Annotated in this window: 16 protein-coding genes; 10 read left to right on the forward strand and 6 right to left on the reverse strand. The window is 64.2% G+C overall.

The window, feature by feature from the left end; translation table 11 throughout:
• Nucleotide 1 precedes the first annotated feature (1 nt).
• From AAGS40_RS18425 to AAGS40_RS18440, 4 genes are all read right to left on the reverse strand, one after another.
• A complete protein-coding gene (locus AAGS40_RS18425) occupies nucleotides 2-262 on the reverse strand; it encodes a DUF4148 domain-containing protein (RefSeq protein WP_345816211.1) in 261 nt (86 codons plus the stop codon).
• A 150-nt stretch (nucleotides 263-412) separates the two neighbouring features.
• A complete protein-coding gene (locus AAGS40_RS18430; RefSeq protein ID WP_345816212.1) occupies nucleotides 413-1186 on the reverse strand; it encodes a slipin family protein in 774 nt (257 codons plus the stop codon).
• Nucleotides 1183-2769 carry a nodulation protein NfeD gene (locus AAGS40_RS18435; protein WP_345816213.1) on the reverse strand — a complete coding sequence of 529 codons (1587 nt, stop codon included), beginning with the start codon at nucleotides 2767-2769 and terminating at the stop codon, nucleotides 1183-1185. Before AAGS40_RS18435 ends, AAGS40_RS18430 begins: the two co-directional genes overlap by 4 nt.
• 76 nt (nucleotides 2770-2845) lie before the next feature.
• On the reverse strand, nucleotides 2846-3901 hold the full coding sequence (locus AAGS40_RS18440; RefSeq protein ID WP_345816214.1) for an AraC family transcriptional regulator: 1056 nt from the start codon (nucleotides 3899-3901) through the stop codon (nucleotides 2846-2848).
• A gap of 223 nt (nucleotides 3902-4124) precedes the next feature.
• Here AAGS40_RS18440 and AAGS40_RS18445 point away from each other — a divergent pair, with 223 nt between their 5' ends.
• The 10 genes from AAGS40_RS18445 (at nucleotide 4125) to AAGS40_RS18490 (ending at nucleotide 15373) form a co-directional block, all read left to right on the forward strand.
• Nucleotides 4125-5258: an acyl-CoA dehydrogenase gene (locus AAGS40_RS18445; RefSeq protein ID WP_345816215.1), complete on the forward strand. Its 1134-nt coding sequence runs from the start codon at nucleotides 4125-4127 to the stop codon at nucleotides 5256-5258.
• 119 nt (nucleotides 5259-5377) lie between these two features.
• Nucleotides 5378-7069, forward strand: a complete 1692-nt coding sequence (locus AAGS40_RS18450) for an AMP-binding protein (protein ID WP_345816216.1) — start codon at nucleotides 5378-5380, stop codon at nucleotides 7067-7069.
• A 107-nt stretch (nucleotides 7070-7176) separates the two neighbouring features.
• Complete coding sequence (locus AAGS40_RS18455) at nucleotides 7177-8706, forward strand: CoA-acylating methylmalonate-semialdehyde dehydrogenase (protein WP_345816217.1); 1530 nt, start codon at nucleotides 7177-7179, stop codon at nucleotides 8704-8706.
• Between the two features lie 40 nt (nucleotides 8707-8746).
• Nucleotides 8747-9658, forward strand: coding sequence for a 3-hydroxyisobutyrate dehydrogenase (gene mmsB, locus AAGS40_RS18460; protein ID WP_345816218.1), 912 nt, complete (start codon nucleotides 8747-8749; stop codon nucleotides 9656-9658).
• The gene (locus AAGS40_RS18465; protein WP_345816219.1) at nucleotides 9658-10503 is read left to right on the forward strand and encodes an enoyl-CoA hydratase; all 846 of its coding nucleotides are present in this window, start codon (nucleotides 9658-9660) and stop codon (nucleotides 10501-10503) included. Before mmsB ends, AAGS40_RS18465 begins: the two co-directional genes overlap by 1 nt.
• Nucleotides 10503-11651 carry an enoyl-CoA hydratase/isomerase family protein gene (locus AAGS40_RS18470; protein WP_345816220.1) on the forward strand — a complete coding sequence of 383 codons (1149 nt, stop codon included), beginning with the start codon at nucleotides 10503-10505 and terminating at the stop codon, nucleotides 11649-11651. Before AAGS40_RS18465 ends, AAGS40_RS18470 begins: the two co-directional genes overlap by 1 nt.
• Before the next feature lie 325 nt (nucleotides 11652-11976).
• Nucleotides 11977-13545, forward strand: a complete 1569-nt coding sequence (locus tag AAGS40_RS18475) for a helix-turn-helix transcriptional regulator (RefSeq protein ID WP_345816221.1) — start codon at nucleotides 11977-11979, stop codon at nucleotides 13543-13545.
• 171 nt (nucleotides 13546-13716) lie between these two features.
• Entirely contained in the window at nucleotides 13717-13899 is a 183-nt protein-coding gene (locus AAGS40_RS18480; RefSeq protein ID WP_345816625.1) for a CsbD family protein, read from the forward strand.
• A 49-nt stretch (nucleotides 13900-13948) separates the two neighbouring features.
• Nucleotides 13949-14191 carry a CsbD family protein gene (locus tag AAGS40_RS18485; RefSeq protein WP_345816222.1) on the forward strand — a complete coding sequence of 81 codons (243 nt, stop codon included), beginning with the start codon at nucleotides 13949-13951 and terminating at the stop codon, nucleotides 14189-14191.
• Between the two features lie 96 nt (nucleotides 14192-14287).
• Complete coding sequence (locus tag AAGS40_RS18490) at nucleotides 14288-15373, forward strand: AI-2E family transporter (RefSeq protein WP_345816223.1); 1086 nt, start codon at nucleotides 14288-14290, stop codon at nucleotides 15371-15373.
• A 17-nt stretch (nucleotides 15374-15390) separates the two neighbouring features.
• On the opposite strand, the gene AAGS40_RS18495 is transcribed toward AAGS40_RS18490, so the two are convergent.
• Together AAGS40_RS18495 and AAGS40_RS18500 are read right to left on the reverse strand one after the other, a co-directional pair.
• Entirely contained in the window at nucleotides 15391-16962 is a 1572-nt protein-coding gene (locus AAGS40_RS18495; protein ID WP_345816224.1) for a hypothetical protein, read from the reverse strand.
• A 281-nt stretch (nucleotides 16963-17243) separates the two neighbouring features.
• On the reverse strand, nucleotides 17244-18503 hold the full coding sequence (locus tag AAGS40_RS18500; protein ID WP_345816225.1) for an MFS transporter: 1260 nt from the start codon (nucleotides 18501-18503) through the stop codon (nucleotides 17244-17246).
• Between the last annotated feature and the right edge of the window lie 64 nt (nucleotides 18504-18567).

Genomic DNA, 18567 nt, shown 5'->3' on the forward strand with positions numbered 1-18567 from the left:
TTTACTGGACGAGCGTGCCGCCGTTTGCTTGCGCACGCCGCGCCGCCACGATCCGGCCGGCACGCTGCGCATTCTGCGGATAGTCGATCCAGTCGAGCGGATCGTAGCCGGCGGCGCGCCATTCGACCAGATCGGCGCGCACCTCGGCACGGGTTTTCGGCGCGGAAGGATCGTTCTGACGCGCGGGCGTCTGCGCGAACGCGGCACTGATGCTGACGGCGGCGAGCAACGCGCCGAACGCGATAAATGAAGCAGGTTTCATGATGAGCTCCCGTGAAGCGGTTAAAAGCGAGGGCTGAATTCTAGTTTCCCAATGCGTTTCGAGTAATGCCGTTGAAGGCAATGATCCGTTTCATCCAGCGAACCAACGCCGACCGTACCGGCTGCGAAGCGCGCCGGCGCCGAATGGCGTTCACGGGACCGTCGGCTTGCCGAAGCGGTCGAGTACCGCGCTCAGCAGGTCGATCGGCAACGGGAAGACGATCGTCGAGTTCTTGTCGGCGGCGATGGTGGTCAGTGTTTGCAGGTAACGCAACTGCATGGCCTGCGGCTGCCGCGCCAGCGTCTGCGCCGCTTCCAGCAGATGCTGCGACGCCTGCAGCTCGCCTTCCGCGTGAATGACCTTGGCGCGCCGTTCGCGCTCGGCTTCCGCCTGCCGCGCAATCGCGCGGATCATCGTTTCATTGATATCCACATGTTTGATTTCGACAATCGACACCTTGATGCCCCACGCGTCGGTCTGGGCGTCCAGCACCTTCTGGATGTCCGCGTTCAGTTGCTCGCGCTCGGCGAGCAGCTCGTCGAGCTCGTGCTTGCCGAGCACCGCGCGCAGCGTGGTCTGCGAAAGCTGACTGGTCGCCTCGAAATAGCGCGCCACCTGGATGACGGCTTTTTCCGGATCGACGACGCGGAAATACACCACTGCGTTGACCTTCACCGAAACGTTGTCGCGGGTGATCACGTCCTGCGGCGGCACGTCGAACACGATCGTGCGCAGATCCATGCGCACGGCCTGCTGCACGATCGGAATGATCAGCACGAGGCCGGGTCCCTTTACCTTCCAGAAACGCCCCAGCATGAACACCACGCCGCGCTCGTACTCGCGAAAAATCCGTATCGACGACGCCACCAGCGCGGCCACCAGCAGAATCAGAATGCTGGTGAAGCCGAATGTGAAACCGATCATGTGTGTTCTCCTCGATGGTCCTGTCGCGCGTCGGTGGGCACGACCGTGAGCGTGAGTCCGCGCCGTGCGATGACGCGCACGGCATGACCCGCCGCGAGCGGAGCCGTGCTGGACACCCGCCAGCGTTCGCCCTGCACGCGCGCCCATCCGGCCGCCGCACCGTGTGCGTCCGGGGCGCCTGTCGTCTCATCAGCTAGCAAGCCGTCGTCCAGCACCACGCCGACGCTTCCAATCAGCGCTTCCGGACCCGTGACCACGGGCCGCCGCCGCGCGCGCAGCGCGAGGCGCGACATGCCCAGCACGAAGCCCACGCTGAACACGACGATGGCCGCGATCATCGGCAACGGGATGCCGTAGCCGGGCACGTCGGTGTCGATCAGCATCAGCGCGCCGATCACGAACGCGACCACGCCGCCGAAGCCGAGCGAGCCGAAGGTCGGCAGAAATGCTTCGCCGATCAGGAAAGCCATGCCGAGAAAGATCAGGCCCAGGCCGACATAGTTGACCGGCAACATCTGCATCGCGAACAGGCCCAGCAGCAGACTGATCGCGCCGACCACGCCCGGCAGCACGAAGCCCGGATTGGCGAATTCGAAGAAGAGGCCATACATGCCGGCCATCAGAAGAATCAACGCGACATTCGGGTCGGTGATCACGGCGAGAAACTGGCTGCGCCAGTCGGGTTCGAGTGTGACGACCCGCGCGTGCGCGGTGTGCAGCGTGACCGTCCCGCTCGCGGTGCTCACGGTGCGGCCATCCAGCTGACGCAGCAGATCGGGCACGTCGCGCGCGGTGAGATCGACCACGTGCTGAGCGAGCGCCTCCTGCGCGGAGAGGCTCACCGCCTCGCGCACCGCGCGCTCGGCCCAGCCGGCGTTGCGGCCGCGCAGCTGGGCAAGTCCGCGAATGTAGGCAGCGGCGTCGTGAACCTGCTTGCGCAATTCGGTCGATGAAGTGTCGAGCGGCAGCGTGCTGGAATCGGGCGCGCTCGCGGACCGCGCGGCGCTGGCCGAACCCGCCGAACCCGCCGGCGCCTGTCCGCCGGCGCCGGTCGACGGCGGCGCGCCGCCGCCCAGGCCGATCTGGATCGGCGTTGCCGCGCCGAGGTTGGTGCCGGGCGCCATCGCCGCAACATGGCTTGCATAGACGATATAGGTCCCGGCGCTCGCCGCCCGCGCACCGCCTGGCGCAATGAACGTGGCAACCGGCACCGGCGACGCGAGAATGGCCTTGATGATCTGGCGCATCGCCGTGTCCAGCCCGCCAGGCGTATCCAGTTGCAGCACCGCGAGTTGCGCGCCGCCGGATTGAGCACGTTGCAAGCTGCGCACGAAGAAATCGGCGCTTGCAGGCCCAATCGCGCCGTTAAGTGGAATCACCACCACCTGAGCGGGCGCGCTCGACGCAACGGTGACTGCCGCATGCGCCCCGTTCAACAGAAGACCTTCGCACGATGCGAATCCGAACGACAACAGCATGCCGAGCACGGTCATGCCGCGCACCAACCGGCTCATCGCGGTGCCCTGGTCAAGCAGCGCGCACGAGCCAGACTGCCGGAACGGGAGACGCGGATACGTGCTCATCGTCGACGGCTGCCGCGCCGGTCGACGGGTTTCGACCGGCGCGGGCCGAACCCCAGGAAGGCCTGCTGCTTACAGCTTAGTCCGATTCCGCATGCGGCGTGTGATCCGCCTGTGCCGGGCGGTAGTCGGTCGGACGCATGCCCGTCCACTTGCGGAACGCGCGATGAAACGCGCTGGGCTCCGCGAATCCTACGGACGTGGCGATCTCGGCAATCGTGCGTTTGCCGTCCTGCAATTCGCCGATCGCAATGTCGCGCCGCAGGTCATCCTTGATCGATTGGTACGTATAGCCTTCCTGCTTCAGACGCCGGCGCATGGTCGCCTCGGCGACGTTCAGGCGCTCGGCCATGCGGTCCGCGGGAGGCCAGTTCGCCATGGGCAGCGCGCGCAGCATCTTGCGCACGCGTGCCGCGAGCGAGCCCGGATTGCGATATTTGACGATGAAGCTGCCGGGCGCGTCGCGCAGGAACGCCTTGACGGTTTGCGTCGTCTGGATCACCGGCAGGTCGAGGAACGACGGCGCAAGATCGACATACGAGCCGGCCTGATCGAAGCTCATCTGGTCGCAGAACATCAGCCGGTATTCGTGCGCGGCGGGCGGCTCGGCGCAGCGGAACCCCGCTTCGAGCAATGGAATGCGCCGGCCGACCAGCCAGCACAGCAGCCCATATACGAGGATGAAATAGGTCGCGTAAGCGAACATGGCGGGTGGCATGCGGCCTTCGCGTTCGACAAAGCGCAAGCGCACGTAATCCGTACCGGTTTCGATCTGCGCGGCAAGATCGTCCAGCACGAGCCGCATGAAACTCACCGCGCGGGCGAGCGCCTGGCCGCCCGTGCGCGCGGTGAGCGCGGCACGGGTCATGGCGACGAAACTGCCGCTTTTCATCCGGTGCGAATCCTGGCCGAAGAATTCGTCGTCGAGCGCGCGGGCGATGCTGGCCCACAGCGCGCCGTATTGCGCCGCCGACACCCGGCTTCGCGGGGACGCCAGCAGCGGCGCGGCGATGCCTGCGGCCTCCGCGAGCGGCAACGCGTCGAGCCCACTCGCGCGCGCGAGCGCCAGGGTTTCTTCAACGAGGCTGACGGAAATCGTGCCGCGGTCGTGACCCGCGCTTCTCAGGGTTTTCATGGGTAAGAGCTGGCAAACGCGCTCAACAATCTGCTTGGAGTGAATGGCTAAGCCCTTGAAAATGCGGGCCGACTCGCTATTTCAGTGCGCGGGTATGGCAATCGCGCTCAGTGAGAATGATCGGGCTGAGCATCGAACCTGTCCAGCGCCATGCCTACACTTGCTTGAGGATGGCGCACCGCGTACCCCGCGCGCGATCCCACGCACATCACAGGACCACGCCATGGACAGCCTTTATACCGACGAACAACGGATGATTCGCGACGCCGCGCGCGACTTCGCCACCGAACGGCTCGCGCCGCACGCGGCGCAATGGGACCGCGACGCGCAACTGCCCGCCGAAGTCGTCACGCAGATGGGCGAACTCGGCTTTCTCGGGATGATCGTGCCGCCCGAATGGGGCGGCTCGTACTCCGACTATGTCGCCTACGCGCTTGCCATCGAAGAAATCGCCGCGGGCTGCGCGTCCTGCGCCACGCTGATGAGCGTGCACAACTCCGTGGGCTGCGGACCGATCCTGAACTACGGCACGGATGCGCAGAAGGACCAGTATCTGAAAGACCTTGCCACCGGCCGCCGGATCGGCGCCTTCTGCCTGACCGAACCGCAGGCCGGCTCGGAAGCGAACAACCTGCGCACGCGCGCCGTGCTGCATGACGGCAAATGGGTGCTCAACGGCAACAAGCAGTTCGTGACCAATGGCGCGCGTGCCGATATCGCCATCGTGTTCGCCGTGACCGACCCCGAGCGCGGCAAGCGTGGCCTGTCGGCGTTCATCGTGCCGACCAGCACGCCGGGCTTTAACGTCGGCAAACCGGAGCACAAGCTCGGCATACGCGCATCGGATACCTGCCCGATTTCGTTCGACGACTGCGCGGTGCCGCAGGCCAATCTGCTCGGCGAGCCCGGCGACGGGCTGCGCATCGCGCTGTCGAATCTGGAGGGCGGGCGCATCGGCATCGCGGCGCAGGCAGTCGGCATTGCGCGGGCGGCTTTCGACGCCGCGCGCGCTTATGCCAGTGAGCGCGTGCAGTTCGGCAAGCCGATCAGGGAGCATCAGACGGTCGCCAACATGCTGGCGGACATGACCACGCGTCTGAATGCCGCGCGGCTTCTGGTGCACCATGCGGCGCGGCTGCGTTCGGCAGGTCTGCCGTGCCTGTCGGAAGCGTCGCAGGCCAAGCTGTTCGCGTCCGAAGTGGCCGAGCAGATCTGTTCGGACGCCATTCAGATTCACGGCGGCTACGGCTATCTGGACGACTACGCGGTGGAGCGTCATTATCGTGACGCCCGCATCACGCAGATCTATGAAGGGACGAGCGAAGTGCAGCGCATGGTGATCGCGCGCAACGTGTAGGCGCAAATGCGTGAGGGTTCCAGCGCAGAACAGCCGGTGAGCGCACCGGCGGGCAGGCAAGGTAGCAGCGAATCAAAGCGGCATACATAGAGCGCACAGCGCGCCATCCGGAGACGACGATGACTGCAGCGAAAGCCTTTTTCGACGCGCGTGACCTGTTACAGCGCCATCGAACCGACTACGACCGTGCGTATCGCGAGTTCGCGTGGCCGGTGCTGGGCGAGTTCAACTGGGCGCTGGATTATTTCGACGTCATCGCGCACGGCAACGACAACCCCGCGTTGTGGATCGTCGACGACCCGGCCACCGAAGGTTTGCGCCTCTCGTACGCACAGATGTCGGAGCGCTCGGCACGCATGGCGAATTTTTTGCGCGGCGTGGGCGTGGGACGCGGCGACCGCCTGCTGCTGATGCTGCCGAACCGCGTCGAACTGTGGGACGTGATGCTCGCCGCGATGAAGCTCGGCGCGATCGTGCTGCCCGCCACCACCCAGCTTTCCGCCGACGACGTACGCGACCGCGTACAGATTGGCGGCGCGACGTTCGTCGTGGTGGATAGCGCGGAACTCGCCAAGTTCGACACGCTGGACGTGCCGCTTACGCGCCTTTCGGTCGGCGCGGCGCGCGAGGGCTGGATCGACATCGCCGCCGCTTACGAGGCCTCGCCGCATTTCACGCCAGAAGGCATCACGTACGCCACCGATCCGCTGCTGCTGTACTTCACGTCCGGCACCACGTCGAAGCCGAAGCTTGTCGAGCATACGCACCAGAGCTATCCGGTCGGCCATCTGTCCACGATGTACTGGATCGGCCTGCAGAAAAACGACATTCACTGGAACATCAGCTCGCCTGGCTGGGCCAAGCACGCATGGAGCTGCTTTTATGCGCCCTGGAACGCGCAGGCCTGCGTGTTCGTGTTCAACTTCGCGCGCTTCGTGCCGAAAGATACACTCGACGTGCTGGTGCGCTTTAACGTCACCACGCTGTGCGCGCCGCCTACCGTCTGGCGCATGCTCGTGCAGGAGCATCTCGCGGAGTATCCGGTCAAGCTGCGCGAGATCGTCGGCGCGGGCGAGCCGCTCAATCCGGAGATCATCGAGCGGGTCAGGCATGCGTGGGGCATCACGATTCGCGACGGTTTCGGCCAGACCGAAACCACCTGCCAGATCGGCAATCCGCCGGGTCAACCTGTCGTGGCAGGGTCGATGGGACGGCCGCTGCCGGGCTACCGCATCGAACTGCTCGACGCCGACGATCAACCCGTCACCGAAGGCGAAATCTCGCTGCCGCTTGCGCAGCGCCCGCTCGGACTGATGACCGGCTATGCGAACAATCCGAACGCCACCGCGCAAGCCATGCGCAACGGCTTCTATCACACGTCGGATGTCGCGCTGCGGCGCGAAGACGGGTACTACGTGTATGTGGGCCGCGCGGACGATGTTTTTAAATCGTCCGATTACCGGCTCAGTCCGTTCGAGCTCGAAAGCGTGCTGATCGAGCACGAGGCGATCGGCGAAGCCGCCGTGGTGCCGAGCGCCGACGCGCTGCGTCTGTCTGTGCCGAAGGCGTTCGTCACCGTGCGCCAGGGTTACGAGGCCGGTCCTGAACTTGCGCGCGCCGTGTTCGCGTTCTCGCGCGAAAAACTCGCGCCGTACAAGCGGATTCGACGCCTGCAATTTAGCGAGTTGCCCAAAACCATCTCGGGGAAAATTCGCCGCGTCGAACTCAGGCGCCGCGAAATGGAGCGTGCAGCTGAACCGGCGCGGCTGCCCGGCGAATTCTGGGAGGAAGATTTTCCGGATCTGCGCTAAAGCCGTTTCGTCTTTCGGCTTTTCGGCCGGCTTTAAAGGTCGATGCAGGCCGATTCGTTTCAGTCACTGTCCGGCCGCCGCCGCGGCCACTGCAGAGGAGTTTGAGCATGAGCGCAACTGATTCCAATCCCGGCGCGCAGGATGTCGCCAAAGTCAAATTGTTGATCAACGGCGAATTCGTCGATTCGAAAACCAGCGAGTGGCGCGATATCGTCAATCCGGCCACGCAGGACGTGCTGGCTCGCGTGCCGTTCGCGACCGTCGAGGAAGTGAACGAGGCGGTCCGTTGCGCGCACGCCGCGTTCAGGACCTGGAAAGACACGCCGGTCGGTGCGCGCATGCGCATCATGCTGAAGTACCAGGCGCTCGTGCGCGAGCACATGCCACGTATCGCTAAAACGCTAAGCGCCGAGCAGGGCAAGACGATTCCCGACGCCGAAGGCGATATTTTCCGCGGCCTCGAAGTGGTCGAGCATGCGTGTTCGATCGGCACGCTGCAGCAGGGCGAATTCGTGGAGAACGTGGCGGGCGGCGTCGACACATACACGCTGCGTCAGCCGATCGGCGTGTGCGCCGGCATCACGCCGTTCAACTTCCCGGCCATGATTCCGCTGTGGATGTTTCCGATGGCGATCGTTTGCGGGAATACGTTCGTGCTGAAGCCGTCCGAGCAGGACCCGATGTCCACCATGCAACTCGTCGAGCTTGCGCTGGAAGCCGGCGTGCCGAAGGGCGTGCTGAACGTCGTGCACGGCGGCAAGGAAGTGGTCGATGCGCTTTGCACACACGAACTCGTCAAGGCGATTTCGTTCGTCGGTTCCACGGCGGTCGGCACGCACGTGTACCGCCTCGGCAGTGAACACGGCAAACGCGTGCAGTCGATGATGGGCGCGAAAAATCACGCCGTGGTGTTGCCGGACGCGAACCGCGAACAGACATTGAACGCGCTCGCGGGCGCCGGCTTCGGCGCGGCCGGGCAGCGCTGCATGGCGACCTCGGTCGTGGTTCTGGTCGGCGCGTCGCAACAATGGCTGCCCGATCTGGTGGCGAAAGCGAAAGCGCTCAAGGTCAACGCCGGTAGCGAGCCGAACACGGACATCGGCCCGGTGGTCTCGCGCGCGGCCAAAGAGCGCATTCTCGGGCTGATCGAAACGGGCGTCAAAGAGGGGGCGACGCTCGCGCTCGACGGACGCGGCGTGAACGTGCCCGGCTACGAGCAGGGCAATTTCATCGGCCCGACGATCTTTACCGACGTCACGACGGACATGCAGATCTATCGCCAGGAAATTTTCGGCCCGGTGCTGGTGGTGCTCAACGTCGCCACGCTCGACGAAGCGATCGCGCTCGTCAATCGCAATCCGTTTGGCAACGGCGTCGGCCTGTTCACGCAAAGCGGCGCGGCGGCGCGCAAGTTTCAGAGCGAGATCGACATTGGCCAGGTGGGGATCAACATTCCGATTCCGGTGCCCGTGCCGTTTTTCAGCTTCACCGGTTCGCGCGGCTCGAAGCTCGGTGACCTGGGCCCGTATGGCAAGCAGGTCGTGCAGTTCTATACGCAAACCAAGACCGTCACCGCACGCTGGTTCGACGACGACACCGTGAACGACGGCGTCAACACCACGATCAGCCTGCGCTGAGCGTTGCGCATCCAGTGAGTGCCTTAACGGAGACGGCATCATGAAAATCGGTTTCATCGGACTCGGCAACATGGGCGCGCCGATGGCGCAGAACCTGCTCAAGGCGGGCCACGCGGTCAACGTGTTCGATCTCAATGCGCAAGCTGTGCAGGCGCTCGTCGACGCGGGCGCGGTGGCCGCAGGTTCGCCGAAAGCAGCGGCGCAGGACGTGGAGTGCGTCATCACCATGCTGCCCGCCGCCGCGCATGTGCGCAGCGTGCTGAGCGACGCCGATGGCGTGCTCGCCGGCATCGGCAAAGGTGTGACGATCATCGATTCGAGCACGATCGACCCGGCGAGCGTGAAGGCGTTCGCCGGGCTGGCCGCGCAGCATGGCAATACGTTCGTCGACGCGCCGGTGTCCGGCGGCACCGGCGGCGCGGCGGCCGGCACACTGACCTTCATGGTGGGCGGCAGCGCAAGCGCGTACGAGCAGGTCAAGCCGGTACTCTCCGCCATGGGCAAGAACATTGTCCATTGCGGCGACACCGGCACCGGCCAGGTCGCGAAAATCTGCAACAACCTCGTGCTCGGCATCACGATGGCAGGCGTGGCGGAGGCGATGGCGCTCGGCGAATCGCTCGGCATCGACGTCAAAGTGCTGGGCGGCATCATCAATACGTCGACCGGGCGCTGCTGGAGTTCGGACACGTATAACCCGATGCCGGGCGTGATCGACACCGCGCCTTCCACGCGCGGCTACACGGGCGGGTTCGGCACGGATCTGATGCTCAAGGATCTGGGCCTTGCGACGGACGCCGCGAAATCCGCGCGTCAACCGGTTTATCTCGGCGCGCTGGCCCAGCAGCTTTATCAGACGATGAGCACGAAAGGCGCGGGACGCCTCGATTTTTCCGCGGTGATCCGGCTGTATCGTCAGGACAGGAATGAAGGTAAGGACGGAGCCGTGTGATGATCGATCTCGACTACGCCCACGACGGCAGCGTCGCGCTGCTGACGCTCAAACGGCCGCCCGCCAACGCGTTCACGCCAGAGGGATTGTTGCAGTTGCAGCACACCGTCGAGCGGCTGAACGGCGAGGCGCGGGTGCGTGCCATTGTCGTGACCGGCGACGGCCCGAAGTTCTTCAGCGCGGGCGCCGACCTGAACACGTTCGCCGACGGAAACCGCGAAGTCGCGCGCACGGCGGCAGCGCGCTTCGGCTCTGCGTTCGAGGCGCTGCAGAACGCGCGGCCCGTGGTCATCGCGGCAATCAACGGTTATGCAATGGGCGGCGGTCTCGAATGCGCGCTTGCGTGCGATATCCGGATCGCCGAACAGCACGCGCTGCTCGCGCTTCCGGAAACCGCAGTTGGGCTGCTGCCTTGCGGATGCGGAACGCAGACGCTGCCGTGGCTCGTCGGCGAAGGCTGGGCCAAGCGGATGATCCTGACCGGCGAGCGTGTGGACGCAGCCACCGCACTGCGCATCGGTCTGGTCGAGGAGGTGGTGGACAAGGGCGCGGCGCGTGAAGCCGCACTGACCATGGCCGCGCGCGTCGCCACGCTCAGTCCGCAGGCGGTCGACTCCAGCAAGACGCTGATTCATCAGGCGCGCAATGGCGTGCCGCGTTCGGCGGCGCTCGCGCTGGAGCGCGAACGCTTCGTTGATCTGTTCGATGGTGCGGATCAGCGCGAAGGCGTGAACGCGTTTCTCGAAAAGCGCGCGCCGCAATGGCAGGTCGCACGGCACGAGCCCGCCGATCCCGCTGACGCTGCTTCACGCGCCGAATCCGTGCGACCACCGGAGGCGCATTGATGAGCGCTTTGCAAAGCGCCGCGCCCGACGTCGCCGCGGAGGCCGAGCGGGAGATCCTGTTTCGCGTGGTCAACCGCGTCGGAATCATCACGCTGAACCGGCCGGCGGCGCTCAACGCGCTGTCGCATGCGATGGTGCGCGAACTCGCCGTGCTGGTCGAGCATTGCCGCACGGACGACGCGATCGTGGCGCTCGTGCTGAAGGGCGCGGGCAGCAAAGGCTTCTGCGCCGGCGGCGATGTGCGCGAAGTGCATCGTCTCGCGAAAAACCGCGATCCGCGCTGGCTTGCATTCTTCGTGGACGAATACCGGCTCGACTATGCGTTGCACCGGTTCCCGAAACCCGTGGTCGCGCTGCTCGACGGCATCGCAATGGGCGGCGGCATGGGGCTCGGGCAGGGGGCCCGCCTGCGCATCGTCACCGAGCGCAGCAAGATTGCGATGCCGGAGACGCGCATCGGCTTTCTGCCCGACGTCGGCGCAACCCGCTTTCTGAACGTGATGCCCGCGGAAGCGGCGTTGTACGTGGGCTTGAGCGCCGCGACGCTGTCGGGCGCGGACGCGCTACGCCTGCAACTAGCGGATCTCTGTGTGCCTGCCGACTGGCTCGCCACGTTCGAGGAACGCCTGCAGCGCATGTCGCATGAAGGGGGGCTGATGATGGCGTTGCGCGGCGTTTTCGAGCCGCCTTGCAATATCGTCCCGCATGCGGCGCTTACGCCGTTTTCACAGCTGATCCAGCGGCATTTCGACCGGCGCTCGGGTGTCGAGCGGATGGTCGCGACGTTGCGGCACGATCTGGATCGCGATCCGCCGCGCGAAACCAGGCAATGGCTGCAGTCCGCATACGACGCGTTGACCAGCCATTCGCCGACGATGCTCTACGTGACCCGCGAGGCATTGCTGCGCGGTCGCCAGATGTCGCTGGCCGAATGTTTCAGGATGGAGCTGGGCATCGTGAAACGCGCGATTGAAGACGGCGATTTCTGCGAAGGCGTGCGCGCGCAGCTGATCGACAAGGACCGCAAACCGCGCTGGGCGCCTGCGACGCTTGCCGAAGTGCGGCCTGAGCGCGTGCGGCAGTTTCTGGCGTCGCCGTGGAAGCGCGACGCGCATCCGCTCGCCATGCTGGGCGCGGAAGACGTTTGAAACGGGGTGAATAACCGGCTGCATTGAACATCGGCCGACAGCTTGCAGGATGAGTGGTTGTCGGAGGATGCTTGCCGACGGTTGTATTTTTTACCGGCGAGCGCCGATAAAAACCGTTGGTCAGTCGGTTCTGCTACATCCTGGCGGTCCGTTTGGGCGGAAAAGCTGTACAGTGTAAGCGGACAGGTATTGCACTATGCGACTGTCCCGCGCCTGGTGCGCTTGCATCATGCGTTCTGGTGCATCCGCGATTGGCGCAGTGACTTCTTTTGGTTAATTCTGCGAACTGGACAGGCTCTCGCGCGCCAAGCACGCGCCCATAACAATGAAAGGAACACCCTCCGCCACACCCACGCAACTGGTGCAAGCCAAAGATCCGGAGGACGCGCCGCCGGACGACAGGATACTGCGTTCGCAAACCGACCGCCGCCAGTTGCAGCAAATCATTACAGGGCTCACTGAAGGCGTGATCCTGATCGAACCCGACCAGACGATCGTCTGGGCAAACCAGGCCGCGCTCGACATGCACGGCATCGATGAAATTGCGCAACTGGGCGCCGACGTCACCGAATACCGCGAGCGCTTCCGGCTGCGTTACCGGAATAATCATCCGTTGCCGGAGGGCAGCTATCCGATCGAACGCGTGGTCGCGGGCGAGTGTTTCAGCGATGTCGTGGTCGAGGTCTTTCCCGCCGACGATGACACGGTGAACTGGGTGCATCGCGTGCGCAGCCTGGTGCTGACCAACGCGCAAGGTGAACCGGACTGTCTCGCGCTGATTCTGCACGACGCGAGCGAGTGGGCCAGCGCCGAGCGGCGCTTCGAGAAGACCTTCAACGCAAATCCGGCGCCCGCCGTGATCTGCCGTCTGAGCGACCAGCGCTACATCAAGGTCAATCAGGGCTTTCTGGAAATGACCGGCTATGCGCGTGAGGACGTGATCGGGCGCTCGGTGTATGAACTCGACGTATTCGAGAACGCCGACAGGCGCGAACTCGCAGTCGAGCGGCTCGGCAAGGGTGAAACGATTCCGCAGATGGAGGCGACGCTGCGTTTGCCCGACGGCAGCGCGAAGTTCGTCGTGGTGGCCGGCCAGCCGATCGATATTGGCGAGGAGGCGTGCATGCTCTTCACCTTCATGGACCTCGAGCCGCGCAAGCGCGCGGAGAGCGCGCTGCGTCAGAGCGAAGAACGCTTCGAGAAGTCGTTCCGGATGACGCCGGTGTCCACGGTGCTGTTTGCCGCCGAAGACATGACCACGCTCGATATCAATGACGCGTTCACGGCGACCACCGGCTTCACGTCGGAAGAACTGATCGGCAAGCCGCTCGACCAGAGTGCGCTATGGACCGACGACGCCTGCGCCCGCGTCTGTGCCGCACTCCAGGAAAGCGGCAGCGTGCGCAACGTCGAATTCGAGGTGCGCACGCATGGCGGCGAGCCGTTGAACTGCCTTGTGTCCGCAGAGGCGGTGGCGATTCACGGCAGGGCGTGTGTGCTGATGACACTGCTCGACATCACCGAGCGCAAACGCTCCGAGATGGAACTGGTGGCGGCAATCGAAACGGTTATGCAGGACGCCTCGTGGTTCAGCCAGACGCTGATCGAGAAGCTCGTGAATGTGCGGCGCGCGAATGCGCCCGACGCCGGTGCGCATCTCGCGGACCTGACCGCGCGCGAGCGGGATGTGTTCGCCTGCCTGTGTGCCGGACTGGCGGACAAGGAAATCGCGCGCGAACTCGGGCTGGCGCCGAATACGGTCCGCAATCACGTCGCCACGATCTATGCGAAGCTCGACGTGCACAGCCGTGGCGAAGCGATTGTCTGGGCGCAAGCCCGCGGGCACTTCGGTCTGAAGCCGGGCAGTGCGCCACGCCGCAAGTCGTCAAAGTGACGCCTGAGCGGGCGCTCCGGGCCTGACTGGGCCGCCTTCGGGAGCGCACGCGAAAAGCCGGGAACGAACTGTGCTGCTCTGATGCGCCCGGGCGCTGCGAGTTGCGCCGCGGGCGGCCGACATTGTTCGGTTGCAGTTCAACCGCTCCAGAAGAATCAAGGAGAGACCATGATGGATAAGAATCGTGTGGAAGGCGCGTCGAAACAGGTCAAGGGTTCCGTGAAAGAGGCGATCGGCAAGGTCACTGGCAACCGGACCACCCAGGCCGAAGGCGCGGCTGAAAAGCTCGCCGGCAAGGTCCAGTCCAAGGTGGGCGAAGCGGCCGACGCCGTGAGAAACCGCATGAAGAAGTAAGGTAGACCAACTCGACAGTTTCAATTACCTGTGTTCAAGGAGAACGACGATGAATTCCAACCAGTTCGAAGGTACGGTGAAAGATGCGGCCGGCAAGGTGCAGGACGCTGTTGGCGGCCTCACAGGCGACGCGGATCTCCAGGCGGAAGGTAAAGTGCGTCAGCTCGCCGGCAAGGCCCAGGCCAAATACGGCGAGAGCGTGGATCAGGTCGCAGAGACGACTCGCAATAATCCGATCGGCGCGTTGCTGGTCGCCGCCGGCGTTGGTTTCCTGCTGGGCAAGCTGCTCTGACTTCACGCCGTGACGGTGTAGTGCGGATGAAGTGTGGTGTCCGATGTTCCCGGCGCGTCCGAGGCGCCGGATCTCATCGTTAATCAAGGAAGTTCCATGCTGGGATTCGATGTTGGCACGGCCAGAAAAGTCTGGACCGCGTTTCTGATCGCGCTGCTGCTGTTCATTATCTATACCGCGTCGTCCACCGTGCTGGTGGTGGTGTTCGCGGTCTTCTTCAGTTATCTCATCTACCCGATGGTCGAGCTGGTCGAGCGCATCACGCCGCGCCGCGTGCCGCGCGTGGCGTCGATCGCGCTCGTGTTCATCGTGGTGGTCGCGGTGATCGCTGTGGCCGGCTCGATCTTCGGCGTGCAGTTGCAGGATCAGGCCACGCATCTTTTTTCGCAGTTGCCCGCCTTGTTGAAGTCGGACGTGCCCAACCGGTTTCCGCTGCCGCACTTTCTGGAGCCGCTGCGCGAACGGATTGTCGACTTCGTGCGCAGCCAGATCGAAACCGGCTCCGACAAAGCGGTGCCGATGGCGCGCAGTGTCGGCCTCGGCGTGGTGCATGCGGCGAGCAATCTGATCTACCTCGTGCTGATTCCGATTCTGAGCTTCCTGCTCATCAAGGAAGGTCCGCAGATGCGCGACTCCTGTCTCGCGCTGCTGTCGGACCGGCATCGCGTGTTATGGACCGAGATCGTCACGGATCTGAACGTGCTGTTGTCGAAGTACGTGCGGGCGCTGCTGTTTCTGTCGCTCGCAACCTTGATCTGCTATGGCGCGGCGTTCTCGCTGCTCGGCGTGCCGTATGCGTTCCTGCTGGCGGTCAGCGCGGGGCTGCTCGAATTCGTGCCGTTCGCCGGGCCGCTCGGCGCGGTGGCGATTACGCTCGTGGTGGCGGTGTTCAGCGGCTACGGGCATCTGCTGTGGCTGGTCATCTTCATCGCAATCTACCGGGTGTTCCAGGACTACGTGCTCAATCCTTATCTGATGAGCGAAGGTGTCGAGGTTAGTCCATTCCTCGTGATCGTCGGCCTGCTCGCGGGCGATCAGCTTGGCGGCGTGGCGGGCATCTTTCTCGCCGTCCCGGTGATCGCCATGCTGAAGATCATTCTCGGCCGCGCGAAAGTGTTCTACTCGCGCTCGCACGCCGAAGGTGAAGAGGCAAGAAAGGCGCTGACGGGCAAAACCGATTGAACGCTGGCGGGCCGCGTCTAAGTGTCGGCGTGGCTGCCCGTGAAACTTGTGAAAGCGGCATACGGCAGACTCAACGGGACGCCATTGACCATGATCCCGTAAGTGCTGTTGCCGCTGTCCAGCACGTAATACATGACCGACTGGATGTTGGCCGATTTTCTCGCGGCGTAGAACTTGCCCAGCTGTGTCGTGATGTAGGTCGCGCGGAAAGCTTCTGTCTGGTCCGGGCCTGTGTTCCATTCGGTGATCATGAAGGGCACGCCGTACCGTGCCTTGCAGTACGCAGGAAGATCGAAAGCCGGACCTTGGCCGTCGCTGCCGATGCTGAAGATATCCCCGTATGCGTCGTAGTTGTGCCACGTGGTCATGTCCCACCGCAGCGGCGGATGGCCGCCGCTGCCGTCCGGTTGCATGCCTTCCCATAGCGCGTCCGAGGCGCCCACGTCCGCGACGCAGAAATTCACTCCGCACTTTGCCGTCGGCTGAACCGATTTAACGCCGTCTATCATGCCGCGCATCACGCCGCGCATGGCAGGCCAGTTCGCATTGTTGAAATCCATCGCGAGGGTGCCCGAGTAGGACGGGTTCATGATCGTCGCATCCTCGCGGGTCAATTCATTGCCGCATTCATACAGGGCGACGCCATACGGCATCATCGCGCGGGCAATCGTCTGCGCGCAGGCGAAGCCGCGCGCGTAGGCCGCGGTTTCGCTGGCGAACACGTTGCCGCTGGCGTCGTAGACGCCCTGGTTGATCAGCACGAAAAGCGTCAGTCCGGCCGCGCGGAACGCTTGCGCCAACTGGACCACGGCCTGGATCTGCGCCGGGGCGTCGGTGCAGCCCACGCGATAGGTCGAGCAACGCATCGCCTTCATGAACGCGACCACCTGAGTGGGCGTGTACGTGTAATCGAAGTGTCCGTTCATCCCGTAGAACATGCCTGGATCGAAACTCACCGGCGTGTGCGGATCGCTGCACGGGAGCCACTGCGCCGCGACGTTTCGTCCGTCCACGTTCACGTAGTACTGGCCACCAGTGCCGACATGCCAGATTTTCCCGCCCAACCACAGCACGAGCGACACGTTGTAGTTCACGCCCACCGTCGCGCCGTTCCGATAGATGACGTCGTCGACGAGTGTCCAGATCGCACCGGTCTGGTCGATGATGTAAGGCGAAGCGGGGAGTGTGGTGCCGTCGGCGGAGGTGCCACCAAGACGCGGATCGTTGCAGATATTCCAGATCGAGCCGTTCCACGCATAGAATTGCCCATCCGTTCCGCGGCAATACAGGGAGCCGCCGTACCAGAGCAGCAGCGACACGTTGTAGGTCATGGAGAGCTTGACGCCGTTTTCATAAACGGCGGCCTGCTGCACGGTCCACACGGAACCGGCGCTATCCGTGATCGACGTAGCCGGCGGCACGGCCGTGCCCGACGCCGACGCTAATGACGCGCTCGCGTGAGCAGTCGGCCTGTGGTTCGCCCCTTGAGAAGCGTCATCGTCTGAGCCGCCTCCACCTCCGCACCCGCCGAGAAGATAACTTCCCCCCAATGCCGTCAGGCAGCCCATGAACCGACGTCGTTTCGTCATTGCGAGTCCTCAGCCAGAAAACGCCGAAATAACCTCTGCCCTGTACGTGATGCTAATTAATTAGGATTAGAAAATATCGAGCGGACGAGGAGAGGGGTTGCGGTCAACGAGCGGCGATACGGCCGCCGCCGCGAAGTCGATGATCGACCTTGCGTCGGGCTTAGCCGTCAGGGTCGAGCGCGACTGTCGGTTTCAAAAAAAGTGTAGGTGAGCGGGCCGGCAAAGAGCGTTTTATTCGTTTTTTTTGCCGGCGAGCGACGGACGTTGAAGCGGTGCCGGCGTCAGACTTCGCCGACGGGTTCAGTCGGCAGCGCGCCCGCACGAGGGGGCGTCTTCGTTTGCGCGCCGCGCACGCGCGACACCCACAGCACGCCGAAGATCGCGACTGCCACCGCGGTCCAGCCCACGGTGCCGTAGCCGGCAATCTGTCCGCATGGCGCATTGCCGAGCATCAGACCGCCGAGCCACGCGCCGCACCCGGTACCGAGCGCCTGCAGTGCGCTGTTCGCGCTCAGGAACGCGCCGCGTCGCGCAGGTTCGGGAACGGTGGTCAGAAGCGCTTGCATGGGCACCATGCGCCCGGACATCAGAACCATGAAGAATGGAAAGAAAATGACGAGGCCATAAAACGGCAGATTCGGCAGATGCGTGACGAACAGCACGGGCAGGCATGCGAGCAACGCCGCGATCCGGAACACGCGGCGTGTGCCGAACCGGTCAGCAAGCTTGCCGACTTGCCGCGACGTGAAAAACGTCGCGGCGCCGCCGGCCATATACAGCCATGACAGTTGTTCCGGCTTTACGCCGTGGTTGGCGACCAGCACCGGCGAGATGAATGGAATCACCAGCATGTGCGCGACCATCATCATGAACGTGAGAACGAACGCGTTCAGATGACGCGGGTTACTCAGGAGCCGCCACAAATCCGGCAGCACTTGCGCGAGCGTCGGTTGGCGACGGTTCAGATGTTCGGCGAGCGACGGCACCAGTTTCCAGCCGACCGACCAGATCAGCAGCGAGAGCGCGACCAGCAGGAAGAACGGCGCGGCCCAGGTGTAGTGCGCGCCGAGCATCACGCCGGCCGGTACGCCTGCGATGGCTGCGAGCGAGAACGCCGTCATGATCGTGCCGGTCGCCGCGCCGCGGCGCTGTACAGGAATCACGTCGCCGACGATCGCCATGATCACGGAGCCGAGCACGCCCCCCGTGATGCCCGCGAAAGCGCGCGCGACGAGCAGCAGCGCAAAGCTGTCCGCCAGCGCGCACGCGAGGTTCGACGCCGCGAACAGCGCATACACGGTCAGCAGCAGACGGCGCCGGTCGAAGCGGTCGATATAGGTCGCGGCGAACAGCCCCGACAGGCCCGAACACCACGAGTACGCGGACACGGCGGTCGCGAACGCGGCCGGCGTAATGCTGAACGCGTGCATGATCTGAGGCCCGAGCGGCATCATCACCATGAAGTCCATGATGATCGTGAACTGCGTCAGCGCGAGCAGCCAGAGCAGGCGCCGCTCGTGTTTCGTGCTGATTGAATACATAGTTCAAATCCTTGTTCTGAACGAAGCATCGCCGCTCGCAGGGTTTTGTCACGGCATCCTGATT

This window comes from Paraburkholderia sp. PREW-6R, from assembly GCF_039621805.1.
Taxonomy (GTDB): Bacteria; Pseudomonadota; Gammaproteobacteria; order Burkholderiales; family Burkholderiaceae; genus Paraburkholderia.

Bases quoted from the DNA above. Each gene is read 5' to 3' on its own strand.
- AAGS40_RS18430 (WP_345816212.1), bottom strand. From the start codon at position 1,186: ATGATCGGTTTCACATTCGGCTTCACCAGCATTCTGATTCTGCTGGTG.
- AAGS40_RS18490 (WP_345816223.1), top strand. From the start codon at position 14,288: ATGCTGGGATTCGATGTTGGCACGGCCAGAAAAGTCTGGACCGCGTTT.
- AAGS40_RS18475 (WP_345816221.1), top strand. From the start codon at position 11,977: ATGAAAGGAACACCCTCCGCCACACCCACGCAACTGGTGCAAGCCAAA.
- AAGS40_RS18440 (WP_345816214.1), bottom strand. From the start codon at position 3,901: ATGAAAACCCTGAGAAGCGCGGGTCACGACCGCGGCACGATTTCCGTC.
- AAGS40_RS18455 (WP_345816217.1), top strand. From the start codon at position 7,177: ATGAGCGCAACTGATTCCAATCCCGGCGCGCAGGATGTCGCCAAAGTC.
- AAGS40_RS18470 (WP_345816220.1), top strand. From the start codon at position 10,503: ATGAGCGCTTTGCAAAGCGCCGCGCCCGACGTCGCCGCGGAGGCCGAG.
- AAGS40_RS18500 (WP_345816225.1), bottom strand. From the start codon at position 18,503: ATGTATTCAATCAGCACGAAACACGAGCGGCGCCTGCTCTGGCTGCTC.
- AAGS40_RS18495 (WP_345816224.1), bottom strand. From the start codon at position 16,962: ATGACGAAACGACGTCGGTTCATGGGCTGCCTGACGGCATTGGGGGGA.
- AAGS40_RS18445 (WP_345816215.1), top strand. From the start codon at position 4,125: ATGGACAGCCTTTATACCGACGAACAACGGATGATTCGCGACGCCGCG.
- AAGS40_RS18485 (WP_345816222.1), top strand. From the start codon at position 13,949: ATGAATTCCAACCAGTTCGAAGGTACGGTGAAAGATGCGGCCGGCAAG.
- AAGS40_RS18465 (WP_345816219.1), top strand. From the start codon at position 9,658: ATGATCGATCTCGACTACGCCCACGACGGCAGCGTCGCGCTGCTGACG.
- AAGS40_RS18450 (WP_345816216.1), top strand. From the start codon at position 5,378: ATGACTGCAGCGAAAGCCTTTTTCGACGCGCGTGACCTGTTACAGCGC.
- AAGS40_RS18425 (WP_345816211.1), bottom strand. From the start codon at position 262: ATGAAACCTGCTTCATTTATCGCGTTCGGCGCGTTGCTCGCCGCCGTC.
- mmsB (WP_345816218.1), top strand. From the start codon at position 8,747: ATGAAAATCGGTTTCATCGGACTCGGCAACATGGGCGCGCCGATGGCG.
- AAGS40_RS18480 (WP_345816625.1), top strand. From the start codon at position 13,717: ATGGATAAGAATCGTGTGGAAGGCGCGTCGAAACAGGTCAAGGGTTCC.
- AAGS40_RS18435 (WP_345816213.1), bottom strand. From the start codon at position 2,769: ATGAGCACGTATCCGCGTCTCCCGTTCCGGCAGTCTGGCTCGTGCGCG.